Genomic DNA, 12,114 nt, shown 5'->3' with positions numbered 1-12,114 from the left:
GCGCTATCCGGCATTTTTTTATGCTGTTAGCGCAGTTGTAATTTTGTCAGGCAGGTCTGGCTATCTTCCATCGTTTTAATGGGATACTCGGCTGATTTACCGTTGTAGCTTACCGCGATGGTACCTGTCATATTGCGCGGTAACCAAATCCCGACGAAACCATTTCGGCCACTTTTCATCTCTTTTTGTACAACCACATCCCCTTTGCTATCCGTCACTTTGACGTTGAATTTTTTCCCAGGCATTTCTCCCTGACAACCGGAAAGGCTGTGGTTGAAACAAGGGTGCGTTTGCCACTCATAGGGGGCAAACGACAGATAGAACTTATCGCCGAGCGGCATCGTATACACCTGGTCGCCCGAAGACAGCTTCAGCGCGGTACTGGTGATAGAGGCTGAGTACGGCAGCGGGCGACTCTGGGGGGATTGGTCAATGGTCTCGACTATTTGCTCGACGGATTTCCCGCTGAGTCCGTGTTCAGCCAGGAAATTGGCTTCCGGTGTTGCCGCGAAGGCGGTACCGGTTGTGAGCAAACCTAAAAATAACAGCAGTGAGGATTTCGACATAGCTTCAATTCCTTGTGAAAATTGTGGAATATAAACTCGCTCACTATAAAGCTTGCCCTTAGGGAAAGGTCAAAGGTGTGATGGGTAAAGTAATGCAAAGACGTGTTCGGGAGAGGGGGCGTGGAGAACAAATAAAAAAAATCCCCGCCGTTTGGCAGGGATCTTGAATTCTGAGCTTTTTAAGCTTACAGGCTGGTTACGTTGCCAGCTGCCGGGCCTTTAGCGCCGCTTTCGATGGTGAAGGAAACTTTCTGACCTTCGTCCAGAGATTTGTAGCCATCGTTCTGGATAGCAGAGAAGTGTACGAACACGTCTTTAGAGCCATCGTCAGGAGTGATGAAGCCGAAACCTTTATCAGCGTTGAACCATTTTACGATACCAGTCATTTTACCGGACATAGTGTATTACCTTTTAAAAAATAAGTGTGCCTTTCGGCGATATGGCGTGCTCTACAGATTTTTTAACAGTAAAGGAAATGCTCACTACGAGGGGTATCAATGATAACTCTTGAAGGGACTTGCCTTACTAAACTGCTTTAATGGTCTGTACGTCAAACCGTTGAGCGCATTAACTCATTTTACGCCTGTGGATGCAACTACTATTTTCTTATTTGTGGATACCCTCCGTAAGGGAACGGCCCTTTTACCGGACCGTTCTTCAGAAAAATTAAAAAATAGCTCAATCCATCAACTGTTTACTTAATCGAGGGTCTGCCTGAATCAGACGCATCAACTTCAATTCGGTACTGGATGGCTTCACGCGTTTAGACTCCCATTCATGAACCATCGCGACCGTTACGCCCATCACCCGGGCGAAATCATCTGTTTTTAAACCTGTCCCTCGTCGTAGTTGTTCAAATTCAGCGAAAGGGTTGGTTTTTTGCGTCTGAGTAACTGTCTGCGATACATCTTTAAAAACAATCTGCTCCAGACTGCTTAGCAGTTCAAACATAGGATCTTTGTATTCCATTGAGAACTCCTATAAATCACACAGCGGGATCGTGAATTTCATCGAAGCTCATTAAGCGTAGTCGGAAAAAATGAAGGCGAATTTAAGGTATGCGTTGTGGATTCGTTTCAGCGAATCGCGGGTGACAACCTTTAGTTGGCTAACGAACTGATAAAGGTCGGGATCTCCGATCGAACCCTTCCAATTGTAAAGATGACTAAAATAGACCGCCGTTATGTGAATGGAGCATTGTTGAGCAAAACACCGGGTGGTGGAAACCGTTATTTTCCCCGACAAGATTACGCGGAAAGGGTATCTTGCGGGGCTGACCTGGACTATCCTTGTCAACGTCAGGCACGCGGGTGTCGTTGTGCGCATTTTTGGGTGAAAGGAGTATTAAAATGGCGACAGGTAAGTCCTGCTCTCGCTGGTTTGCGCCTGTTTTGGCGCTCTTAATGGTAGTTGGCCTGAGTGGGTGTTTTGATAAAGAAGGCGATCAACGCAAAGCGTTTATCGATTTTCTGCAGAATACTGCAATGCGTAGCGGAGAGCGTTTACCGACGCTTACTGCCGATCAGAAAAAACAGTTTGGCCCGTTTGTGTCCGATTACGCGATTCTTTATGGCTATTCACAGCAGGTTAATCAGGCAATGGACTCCGGTCTGCGCCCGGTTGTTGATAGCGTAAACGCAATCCGTGTTCCTCAGGATTACATGACTCAGCGTGAACCGCTGCGTCAGGCAAATGGCGCGCTGGGCGTGTTAGGACAACAGTTGCAGAATGCGAAGCTACAGGCAGATGCTGCCCATGGCGCGCTGAAGCAGGGTGATGATCTGAAACCTGTCTTTGATCAGGTTTACAGCAAAGTCGTGACCGCACCGGCAGAGGCGTTACAGCCGCTGATCCCAGCCGCGCAAGTTTTCACGCAGCAGTTGGTGCAGGTAGGCGATTTTATCGCGCAGCAGGATACGCAGGTGAGCTTTGTTGCGAACGGCATCCAGTTCCCAACCTCACAACAGGCCAGTCAGTACAATACGCTGATTGGCCCGCTGGCGGCGCAGCATCAGGCATTTAATCAGGCATGGACTGCTGCGGTGAGTGCCGCGCAGTAATCGTCGTACGGTAAGACACATTAAAGGCCGGGTGAGCACCAATGCTACCCGGCCTTTTGTGTTATTTGGCCACTTGCGGATTTACGCAGTTCTTCTCAACTTTTCCCTGCAGTGCGTCAATTAAGTTATCCACAGCACAAGCCGCCATGTTATAGCGCGTTTCATGCGTGGCTGAACCAATATGCGGCACCGCCACCACATTCGGCAGTGACAGCAGCGGTGAGTCTGACGGCAACGGCTCTTGTTCAAACACATCCAGCCCAGCGGCATGAATCTCCCCGCTTTGCAGAGCGGCGATCAGTGCGTTCTCATCCACCACCGGGCCACGCCCGGCGTTAATGAAAATGGCAGAAGACTTCATTTTGGCAAACTGTTCGGTACTGAACAGATGGTGGGTTTCGTCCGTTAACGGCAGAATCAGGCAAACAAAGTCCGATTCTTGCAGCAGCGTATCCAGGTCGCAGTAGCGCGCGTTGAAACGTTCTTCCGCTTCCTGATGGTGACGGCGCGCGTTGTAGAGAATCGGCATGCTAAAGCCGAAATGCGCGCGTTGTGCCAGCGCCAGCCCAATACGTCCCATGCCGACAATACCCAACGTCTTATGGTGAACATCGGTACCAAACCAGTCGGCTCCGATGCTTTTTGTCCATTCGCCTGCCTTCACGCGTTCAGCGACTTCCACCACGCGTCGCGCCGTACTTAACACCAGCGCCATTACCGTGTCCGCCACGGTTTCTGTCAGCACCGTTGGCGTGTGCATCAGCAGCACCTTACGTGCGTTTAAGGCTTCAACATCGAAATTGTCATAGCCTACGGAAATGGTCGAGGTCGCACGCAGTTTGGGCATTTTCTCCAGCAGGGCGGTATTGACGGCTTCACTGGAGCCCAGCAGGCCTTCCGCGCTGGCAAAGGCTGTGGCGTGCTGTGCTACGGTTTCCGCACGCAGGTTAGGCACCTGAGTGACAGTAAAATGCTCTTCCAGGCGATGCAGTAAATCGTCAGGTAACGCTTTATAGAGAATAATGGACGGCTTCATGCGAATCTCCGTAAGTTAAAATTTAAGCGTGGCGTGCGCCAATAGGTAGCTGTTGATTATTAGCAGGCTTAACAATAAGAGTTAGCCACACTGAGACAAAAAGCGCTACCCCCATAAAAATGTATGAGGCGGACGGGCTGCCGGTGGTGCCATTGAGGTAGCCGACAAACCAGGAACCAAAGAAGGAGCCTAATGCGCCCATGCTGTTGATCAACGCCATGGCTCCCCCAGCGACGTTGCGCGGCAACATCTCAGGAATGATGGCGAAGAAGGGACCATACGGGGCGTACATCGCCGCGCCGGCGATAACCAGCAGTGTGTAAGAAATCCAGAAGTGGTCTGCGCCAACGGCCCAGGAGCCAATAAAGGCGAAAGCGGCAATCAGCAGCAGTGGCCAGACAAACAGCTTACGGTTTTGCAGTTTATCGGAAGCCCATGAAACCAGGATCATCGCCGCCGTTGCGGCCAGATACGGAACGGACGAAAGCCAACCGACCTCTACCATACCCAGGTTGGCACCGCCGCTGCGGATAATTGACGGCAACCACAGAACAAAACCGTAGACGCCAATACTCCAGGCAAAGTACTGCATGCACAGCAGAATAACGTTACGTGAACGGAACGCTTCGCCGTAGTTACGCACGGCTTTGATACCCTGCTGTTCTTTTTCTAACTGGGCCTGCAGCGCGGCTTTTTCGGATTCTGACAACCAGCCTACCTGCGACGGTTTATCTTTTACCAGTACCCACCAGCAGAACGCCCAGATGATGGCCGGAAAACCTTCAATGATGAACATTTCACGCCAGCCCAGCGCCTGAATCAGGTATCCGGACACGACGGACATCCACAGGACGGTGACAGGGTTACCGAGGATCAGGAAGGTATTGGCACGCGAACGCTCGGACTTCGTAAACCAGTTGCTGATATAAATCAGCATGGCCGGCATGACCGCGGCTTCAACGACGCCAAGAATGAAGCGAATGGCGGCCAGCATCGGAATGTTGCTGACCATCCCGGTCAGTGACGCGCAGGCGCCCCACAGAATCAGACAGACAAAAATCAGTTTACGTACGCTGCGGCGTTCGGCGTAAATTGCGCCTGGGATCTGGAAGAAGAAATAGCCGAGAAAAAACAGCGCGCCCAGCAGGGAAGAGATCCCTTTGGTAATGCCGAGGTCCTCGTTGATACCGGCGGCGGAAGCGCAGCTAAAGTTCGCACGGTCAAGGTACGCCAGGCTGTACGTGATAAACACGATTGGCATGATGTACCACCAGCGTTTTGCTGCGTTGGTTGAGCTATTCATAGACTGCCCTCTGGTTATGCTGATACGCCGCCTCTGTCTGTAGGGTACAGAGTTGGCCGGGAATTTATTCCCCTAATTGTTCACGTGTGGGTAATCCTTCGCTGTCGCCCTGAACCTGAATGGCCAGAGCGCCAATTTTATTGCCCCGGGTCACTGCCTGATGCAGCGTTCGGCCTTCCAGCAGCGCGCTGATCACGCCGACGGCAAAGCCATCACCCGCGCCGACGGTATCGACCACGTTGTCGACTTTCACCGGCGCGACGCTGCCTTGCTCGCCGCTAGCTGCTTTGTACCAGGCCCCATCAGCCCCGGTCTTCACGATGACGGCCTTCACGCCATGACGCAGATAAAAGTCTGCAATGGCTTCTGGAGTTTGTTGTCCGGTTAAAATCATGCCCTCTTTTAACCCCGGCAGTACCCAGTCAGCCTGGAATGCCAGTCGGTTGAGTTTTTCCACCATCTCGCCTTCGCTTTTCCACAGTACCGGGCGCAAATTCGGGTCGAACGAGATGGTCTTCCCCTGGGCCTTCATGGTGCGGGCGGTGTGCGCCAGTAGTTCATATGAACTGGCAGACAGCGCAGCCGCAACGCCGCTCAGGTGCAGGTGGCGTGCGCTGGAGAAATACCCATCGTGATAATCCTCAACGCTGAGATGGCTGGCTGCAGAGCCTTTGCGGAAATATTCCACAATGGGATCGGTTCCATTTTCGACTTTAGATTTAAGCTGAAAGCCGGTAGCGTAGCGCCCGTCCAGAGTGACTCCCTGCGCATCAATCCCTTCTTTCTCCAGCGACTTAATAATAAAACGGCCAAAACTGTCGTTACCCACGCGGCTGACCCAGCCTACGTTCAGACCCAGGCGAGCAAGTCCGGTTGCCACATTAAGTTCAGCGCCTGCAACGCGTTTAATAAACTGTTCCACGTCCGCCAAATCACCGGTTTGCGTGGCGACAAACATCGCCATCGCTTCACCAATGGTGACAACGTCCAGTGAATTTTTCATGTGTTACTCCTTGCGTAACAGAGCGACGTAGTGACGGGTAACCGCCGTTAAGTCTTGCCCTTCCAGGGGGAATTCAATGCCGCGCGGAACATCTGCGGGCAACGTGTCCAGCAGCGCCAGCCAGCGTGGTTCTGCGCGATCAGGCGGCACGGCACGGTAACTGTCACGATGTGGTGTGGCGGCTTTCACATGGATATATCCAACGCTTGAGACCAACTGCTGTGCAGCCTCTTCCGGAGAATCACCTACCCACAACCAGTTACCCATATCGAAGGTCAGGGAAATGGGCAGATTGAATGCCTGACAGGCATCGTTAAAGCGCTTCATCGGTTGCAGGCGTCCACAGGATGTCTGATCGTTTTCGACAACCAGCTCCATCCCGCTGTTGTCCAGCCATTCGCGCAACACGTCGAACTGTCCGTCATGGGCAAAATGGCCGAGGGAAACTTTTAACCACAGTGCTTGCAGGGCTTGCGCTTCCTGGAGTAATTCCGGAAGGCGAGGATTAAGATTTCCGTCTTCGGTGAACAGCGGTTCGGGGGCGGAGTAGCATGCCAGCAGGCCGAAAATTTCAATAGCAGAGGCCATTGTTGGCAGTGTTTTTAGCTCGGCGTCGGTCAGCATCTCGCGGCGGATTTCAACCCCGTCAGCACCGGCTTCGGCAATGATGGGCAGCAGGGCCGTTTGCCCACCTGCGGCGCGTACCTGGTCGTAGCCGTAAGCGGCAGTGACCACCATAATTTTTCTTTTCATGGAAACTCCAAAACTAGCGTTCTTGCTATAACGCTAGATGGAACCGGTTCCAAAGAAAAGCCTGTGATGTTGAATTTATGATCACCATCACGAAGGAAATTTAGCGGGCGGTGGAGCCACGAACGATCAGTTCGCCGGAAAAAACCTGTTCCTGGATTGCGTCTGAGTCGCCATCGATCCGGCGTACTACCTGCTCGACGGCGGTGTAGCCAATCTGCCAGGTGGGCTGTTTTAGCGTGGTGATGCCGACGCCAGCCAGCTCGGCCCATTCCAGCTCGTCGAACCCGAGCAGACCGATGTCGCTGCCCCAGTTGAGGCCAATACGCTTTAACGCGCGGGCAACCTGCAACGTCAGGGCGCCATTGGCAGAGATAACGGCTTTGCGCATCCCACGATGCTGCTGGTGAAACTGGCGCAGCGTGTCATCGAGCTGCGTATTGTCCGTTAGCGGGACTTCGGCATTTTGTGCGATGACACCAGGGTATTGTGCGAGCGTGGCGCGAAAGGCGCTCAGGCGCTCGCGGCGAGTATTCACCATCCCCAGCGGCTCGCTAAGGAACAGAATGGCTTCAAAACCTTGTTCAAGCAGGTGTTCAGTGGCAACGCTCGCTGCCTGGGTATTATCCAGTCCGACCATATCGCAGGCGAAATCGGGAATTTTACGATCAATCAGTACCATTGGCAGCGCAGACTGTTGCAGACGGTTCAGTCCTTCTTCACGCATCCCGACGGCGTTCACCACGATCCCTTCGACCTGGTAGCTGCGCAGCAGATCGAGATAATGCAGCTCCTGATCCACTTCGTTGTTCGTGTTACAGACCAGCGGGGTAAAACCTTTGTCACGGCAGGCGGCTTCAATACCGCTTAACACGTTGACGGAGTAGGGGTTGGTTATATCAGCGATAATCAGGCCAATCAGGCGAGTACGCCCATGCTTCAGGCCTCTGGCCATCAGGCTGGGACGGTAGTCGAGTTCGGCAATGGCTTTTTCAATGCGGGCTAACAGCGCGTCGGATAGCAGATGCTTTTCACCGTTGAGGTAGCGTGAAATGCTGGTCTTGCCGGTTTTTGCGGCCTTTGCCACATCGCTGATGGTTGCCCGTGTTGATTTGCTCATCGCTGATTTCCCTGGATTTAGTGAGAATACCTTAGCGGGAAAATCTGACGAAGCAAGTAATTTGCCCGGTGGCGCTGTGCTTACCGGGCCTATATGTCGAACGTAGGCCGGGTAAGGCGAAGCCGCCACCCGGCTCAACGATTACTGCACAGGACTCAACGTAATCTCTACGCGACGGTTCTGCGCTTTACCTTCAGCCGTGCTGTTGCTGGCGATGGGGTTCGCCGGGCCCATACCCTGAGTGCGAATGCGGTTCGCTGCCACGCCCTGGGTAATCAACGCGCTGGCGACGGAGTCGGCACGCTGCTGTGACAGACGCATGTTCAAATCGTGGCTGCCAGTGCTGTCGGTGAAGCCCAACACGTTGACGGCGGTTTTATTGTACTCTTTCAGTACCATTGCCACACCGGTCAGCGTGTTTGCGCCCGCCGGTTTCAGGTTGGCGCTGCTGCTGTCGAAGGTGACATTGTTTGGCATGTTCAGAATGATGTTATCGCCACTACGCGTCACGCTGACGCCTGTTCCCTGCATTTTCTCGCGCAGTTTTGCTTCCTGCACATCCATGTAATAACCGATACCGCCACCTACAGCCGCACCTGCCGCTGCACCAATCAGCGCGCCTTTGCCGCGATCTTTCTTCGAAGACGAGAGTGCGCCAATACCCGCACCAACCAGTGAACCGATACCCGCGCCGATGCCGGATTTCCCTGCTTCTCGCTCGCCGGTGTAAGGGTTTGTTGTGCAGCCAGATACCGCCAGGGCGCCGCTCACGATGGCAGCAATAACAAATACACGTTTCTTCATCTTAATTCCTTAATGACTTTTTTCTTCTTTACCACAGCGACCGTGGCGGTTGATTATGACGTCTGAACATGAAGAAAATTCCAGGGAAGACTCTGAAATTTGTAAGTAACATTGAACGACATAACAATAAGCCGTCACATCGCATTCAGGAGCGCCATCTTGGCTAATTCACCTGCACATTACCCGGTGTTAACTGCCGCACACTGGGGGCCCATTCTTGTCGAAACCGATGGCGAGACTGTTTTTTCATCCCGGGGGGCATTACCCACCTCTCATCCCAACTCGCTGCAAACCGTGGTTCGCGATCAAGTACACAGTAAAACGCGGGTACGTTTTCCCATGGTGCGTAAAGGATTCCTTGCCTCGCCGGATAATCCGCAAGGCGTGCGCGGGCAGGATGAGTTTGTTCGTGTTAGCTGGGACGATGCACTGAATCTTATCGATGCGCAGCATAAACGCATCCGTGACAGTTACGGTCCAGCCTCGATTTTTGCCGGCTCGTACGGCTGGCGGTCGAACGGTGTATTACACAAAGCGGCGACCCTGCTGCAGCGCTATATGGCGCTGGCGGGGGGTTATACCGGGCACCTGGGGGATTATTCTACGGGGGCGGCACAGGCCATCATGCCGTATGTGGTAGGTGGCAACGAAGTTTACCAGCAGCAGACCAGTTGGCCGATGGTGCTGGAGCATAGCGATGTGGTGGTGCTGTGGAGTGCTAACCCACTGAATACGCTTAAAATTGCCTGGAATGCTTCTGACGAACAGGGTATTGCTTACTTTGAAGCGCTGCGCGATAGCGGTAAGCGATTGATCTGCATCGATCCAATGCGATCGGAAAGTGTGGCGTTCTTTGGCGACAAAATGGAATGGATCGCCCCGCATATGGGGACCGACGTAGCGTTGATGCTGGGTATCGCGTATACGCTGGTGGAAAACGACTGGCATGACGAGGATTTTCTCGCCCGTTGTACAACCGGATATGATTCGTTCGCCGACTACCTGCTGGGTAAATCCGATGGGATAGCGAAAACGGCAGAATGGGCGGCTGAGATTTGTGGTATTCCGGCGGCGAAGATACGCGAACTTGCGGCGATATTTCACCAAAATACCACCATGCTGATGGCGGGATGGGGCATGCAACGCCAGCAGTATGGCGAGCAGAAACACTGGATGATCGTCACGCTGGCCGCCATGCTCGGTCAAATTGGCACGCCCGGCGGCGGATTTGGACTGTCGTATCATTTTGCCAACGGTGGGAACCCGACGCGTCGTGCAGCGGTACTGGCTTCGATGCAAGGGAGCCTCAAAGGCGGCACCGACGCGGTGGATAAAATCCCGGTGGCGCGTATCGTCGAGGCGCTGGAAAATCCCGGCGGTTTCTATCAGCACAACGGTATGGATCGGCATTTCCCGGACATCCGCATGCTCTGGTGGGCCGGGGGCGCAAACTTCACGCATCACCAGGACACCAATCGTCTGATCCGCGCCTGGCAAAAGCCGGAACTGGTGGTTATCTCGGAGTGTTTCTGGACCGCTGCGGCGAAGCATGCCGATATCGTGTTACCCGCGACAACCTCTTTTGAACGTAACGATTTGACCATGACCGGAGACTACAGCAACCAGCATCTGGTGCCGATGAAGCAGGTCGTACCGCCACAGGCTGAAGCGCGCAACGATTTTGATGTTTTTGCCGAGCTGAGTGAGCGCTGGGAACAGGGCGGTTATACCCGATTCACTGAGGGGAAAAGCGAACTGGTGTGGCTGGAAACTTTTTACGACATTGCTGCGCAGCGTGGTGCCAGCCAGCAGGTTACACTGCCGCCCTTCGCTGAGTTCTGGCAAAAGAATGCACTGATCGAAATGCCGGAAAACGCCGCAAATACGCAGTTCATCCGTTTTGCTGATTTTCGCCGCGATCCACAGGCGCATCCGCTGAAAACGGACAGTGGAAAAATTGAAATCTATTCTGCAAAAATTGCAGGTTACGGCTATGCGGATTGTGCAGGACACCCGATGTGGCTGGAGCCCGATGAGTGGTTCGGCAATGCCGAACCCGACCAACTGCAGGTGCTCTCCGCCCATCCGGCTCACCGTTTGCACAGTCAGCTCAACTACAGTGCGTTACGCGAACAGTATGCGGTGGCGGATCGGGAGCCAGTGACGATTCATCCGCAGGATGCGCAAGCGCGGGGGATTGCAGATGGCGATACGGTCAGGGTGTGGAACCACCGTGGGCATATCCTGGCGGGTGCTGTTGTGACGACAGGGATCAAACCTGGCGTCATCTGTATTCACGAGGGGGCCTGGCCTGATTTGGACCCTACCGCCGACGGTATTTGTAAAAATGGCGCTGTTAACGTGCTGACCAAAGATCTCCCCAGCTCGAAGCTGGGGAACGGCTGTGCGGGCAATACCGCGCTGGCGTGGCTGGAGAAGTACAGTGGGCCGAACCTGGTGCTTACGGCGTTTGATCCACCTGCCAGCCCATAATCCAGGTTGGATGGTGAGTCTCTTCCTGCCATGCGCTGTCTTCAATGCGAAAGCCCAGTGCGTGGTAGAAGTTTACCGCTGATTGATTCTTCTGGTAGACCTCCAGGCTGAGCCACGAAAAGCGCTGCTGCACATGTTGCACCAGCGCTTTGCCGATGCCGCTTCTGATGGCGGCAGGTTCTACAAACAGCGCGCCTAAAAAGCGCTCTTCCATCACGCTGGCAAAACCTTTGAGCACACCGTTTTCTTCCCACACCCAGGTTTGCGCAGCGGGCAGGTAGACATCACGTACGATAGGCTCACTCTCGCGCCAGTAGCGTTCTTCGATAAAAGGATGGGCAAAAATGGTGCTTTCCATCCACAGTGCCAGAATGGGTGCCAGATCGTCAGCATTGGATTCACGAATCATGTTGTTCTCCTGGGTAGCACATGCAGCCGAAGACATGGTCGTTGACCAGACCGCATGCCTGCATAAAGGAGTAACAGATGGTGGTGCCAACAAACTTAAATCCACGCTTTTTTAACGCTTTAGAAAGTGCGTCAGAAGCCGGCGTTGAAGTAGGGATATCGCTCAGACTGGCTGCACGGGTTAACTGCGGTTGGTTATCGACGAATGACCAGACGAACTCGCTAAACGGCTCACCGTTTTGCTCCATTGCCAAAAAGGCACGGGCGTTGCCGATAATGGCCTGAATCTTTCCTCGATGGCGAATAATACCGGCATCCAGTACCAGCCTTTCTACATCCTCTTCGGTCATCGCCGCAACGGTTGCAGGATCGAAGTGGTGGAATGCCTGGCGATAGTTTTCCCGTTTCTTTAGTACCGTTATCCACGACAGCCCAGCCTGCTGGCCTTCAAGGCAGATCATTTCGAACAGCTTTTTACCATCGGTTTCCGGGACGCCCCATTCCTTGTCATGATAGGCAATGTATAGTGGATCCTGACTGACCCAGCCGCAACGTTGCATACTCTTCCTCG

The 12,114-nt window shown here is 53.6% G+C and carries 13 protein-coding genes; 2 read left to right on the top strand and 11 right to left on the bottom strand.

The window, feature by feature from the left end:
• Positions 1-26: 26 nt before the first annotated feature.
• The 3 genes from cueP to NNO03_RS02750 all read right to left on the bottom strand — a co-directional run bounded on the left by cueP (position 27) and on the right by NNO03_RS02750 (position 1,535).
• Positions 27-566: a copper-binding periplasmic metallochaperone CueP gene (gene cueP / locus NNO03_RS02760; RefSeq protein ID WP_271448738.1), complete on the bottom strand. Its 540-nt coding sequence runs from the start codon at positions 564-566 to the stop codon at positions 27-29.
• A 185-nt stretch (positions 567-751) separates the two neighbouring features.
• On the bottom strand, positions 752-964 hold the full coding sequence (cspA, locus tag NNO03_RS02755; protein WP_000014594.1) for an RNA chaperone/antiterminator CspA: 213 nt from the start codon (positions 962-964) through the stop codon (positions 752-754).
• A 280-nt stretch (positions 965-1,244) separates the two neighbouring features.
• Complete coding sequence (locus tag NNO03_RS02750; RefSeq protein ID WP_048213664.1) at positions 1,245-1,535, bottom strand: HTH-type transcriptional regulator; 291 nt, start codon at positions 1,533-1,535, stop codon at positions 1,245-1,247.
• 380 nt (positions 1,536-1,915) lie between these two features.
• Between NNO03_RS02750 and NNO03_RS02745 the strand changes: the two genes are divergently transcribed.
• Positions 1,916-2,626 carry a DUF3053 domain-containing protein gene (locus NNO03_RS02745; protein WP_271440385.1) on the top strand — a complete coding sequence of 237 codons (711 nt, stop codon included), beginning with the start codon at positions 1,916-1,918 and terminating at the stop codon, positions 2,624-2,626.
• A 61-nt stretch (positions 2,627-2,687) separates the two neighbouring features.
• On the opposite strand, the gene ghrB is transcribed toward NNO03_RS02745, so the two are convergent.
• From ghrB to NNO03_RS02715, 6 genes are all read right to left on the bottom strand, one after another.
• Positions 2,688-3,662, bottom strand: a complete 975-nt coding sequence (gene ghrB / locus NNO03_RS02740) for a glyoxylate/hydroxypyruvate reductase GhrB (RefSeq protein WP_271448737.1) — start codon at positions 3,660-3,662, stop codon at positions 2,688-2,690.
• 22 nt (positions 3,663-3,684) lie between these two features.
• Positions 3,685-4,965 carry an MFS transporter gene (locus NNO03_RS02735; protein ID WP_271448736.1) on the bottom strand — a complete coding sequence of 427 codons (1,281 nt, stop codon included), beginning with the start codon at positions 4,963-4,965 and terminating at the stop codon, positions 3,685-3,687.
• Positions 4,966-5,029: 64 nt separating this feature from the next.
• Entirely contained in the window at positions 5,030-5,968 is a 939-nt protein-coding gene (locus NNO03_RS02730; RefSeq protein ID WP_202037455.1) for a sugar kinase, read from the bottom strand.
• A 3-nt stretch (positions 5,969-5,971) separates the two neighbouring features.
• Positions 5,972-6,721: a sugar phosphate isomerase/epimerase gene (locus NNO03_RS02725; RefSeq protein ID WP_271448735.1), complete on the bottom strand. Its 750-nt coding sequence runs from the start codon at positions 6,719-6,721 to the stop codon at positions 5,972-5,974.
• A 100-nt stretch (positions 6,722-6,821) separates the two neighbouring features.
• Positions 6,822-7,838 (bottom strand): LacI family DNA-binding transcriptional regulator, encoded by a 1,017-nt coding sequence (locus NNO03_RS02720; protein ID WP_271448734.1) that lies wholly within the window; start codon positions 7,836-7,838, stop codon positions 6,822-6,824.
• Between the two features lie 141 nt (positions 7,839-7,979).
• Entirely contained in the window at positions 7,980-8,642 is a 663-nt protein-coding gene (locus NNO03_RS02715) for an OmpA family lipoprotein (RefSeq protein WP_271440388.1), read from the bottom strand.
• 159 nt (positions 8,643-8,801) lie between these two features.
• On the opposite strand from NNO03_RS02715, the gene NNO03_RS02710 reads away from it, so the two are divergent.
• Positions 8,802-11,135 (top strand): molybdopterin guanine dinucleotide-containing S/N-oxide reductase, encoded by a 2,334-nt coding sequence (locus tag NNO03_RS02710; RefSeq protein WP_271448733.1) that lies wholly within the window; start codon positions 8,802-8,804, stop codon positions 11,133-11,135.
• Here NNO03_RS02710 and NNO03_RS02705 read toward each other — a convergent pair.
• Both NNO03_RS02705 and tag read right to left on the bottom strand, forming a co-directional pair.
• On the bottom strand, positions 11,104-11,544 hold the full coding sequence (locus NNO03_RS02705) for an N-acetyltransferase (protein ID WP_137382046.1): 441 nt from the start codon (positions 11,542-11,544) through the stop codon (positions 11,104-11,106). The genes NNO03_RS02710 and NNO03_RS02705 overlap by 32 nt on opposite strands.
• Positions 11,534-12,103 (bottom strand): DNA-3-methyladenine glycosylase I, encoded by a 570-nt coding sequence (gene tag / locus NNO03_RS02700; protein WP_137382045.1) that lies wholly within the window; start codon positions 12,101-12,103, stop codon positions 11,534-11,536. The genes NNO03_RS02705 and tag overlap by 11 nt, the downstream gene beginning before the upstream one ends.
• Between the last annotated feature and the right edge of the window lie 11 nt (positions 12,104-12,114).

The organism is Citrobacter sp. Igbk 16 (assembly GCF_028069755.1).
In the GTDB taxonomy this organism is placed as follows: Bacteria; Pseudomonadota; Gammaproteobacteria; order Enterobacterales; family Enterobacteriaceae; genus Citrobacter.
The sequence above is the reverse complement of the archived record's forward strand: the minus strand, read 5'-3'. Positions and strand labels throughout refer to the sequence as shown.

Coding starts and splice junctions, on each gene's coding strand:
- cueP (WP_271448738.1), bottom strand. CDS start 566: ATGTCGAAATCCTCACTGCTGTTATTTTTAGGTTTGCTCACAACCGGT.
- cspA (WP_000014594.1), bottom strand. CDS start 964: ATGTCCGGTAAAATGACTGGTATCGTAAAATGGTTCAACGCTGATAAA.
- NNO03_RS02750 (WP_048213664.1), bottom strand. CDS start 1,535: ATGGAATACAAAGATCCTATGTTTGAACTGCTAAGCAGTCTGGAGCAG.
- NNO03_RS02745 (WP_271440385.1), top strand. CDS start 1,916: ATGGCGACAGGTAAGTCCTGCTCTCGCTGGTTTGCGCCTGTTTTGGCG.
- ghrB (WP_271448737.1), bottom strand. CDS start 3,662: ATGAAGCCGTCCATTATTCTCTATAAAGCGTTACCTGACGATTTACTG.
- NNO03_RS02735 (WP_271448736.1), bottom strand. CDS start 4,965: ATGAATAGCTCAACCAACGCAGCAAAACGCTGGTGGTACATCATGCCA.
- NNO03_RS02730 (WP_202037455.1), bottom strand. CDS start 5,968: ATGAAAAATTCACTGGACGTTGTCACCATTGGTGAAGCGATGGCGATG.
- NNO03_RS02725 (WP_271448735.1), bottom strand. CDS start 6,721: ATGAAAAGAAAAATTATGGTGGTCACTGCCGCTTACGGCTACGACCAG.
- NNO03_RS02720 (WP_271448734.1), bottom strand. CDS start 7,838: ATGAGCAAATCAACACGGGCAACCATCAGCGATGTGGCAAAGGCCGCA.
- NNO03_RS02715 (WP_271440388.1), bottom strand. CDS start 8,642: ATGAAGAAACGTGTATTTGTTATTGCTGCCATCGTGAGCGGCGCCCTG.
- NNO03_RS02705 (WP_137382046.1), bottom strand. CDS start 11,544: ATGATTCGTGAATCCAATGCTGACGATCTGGCACCCATTCTGGCACTG.
- tag (WP_137382045.1), bottom strand. CDS start 12,103: ATGCAACGTTGCGGCTGGGTCAGTCAGGATCCACTATACATTGCCTAT.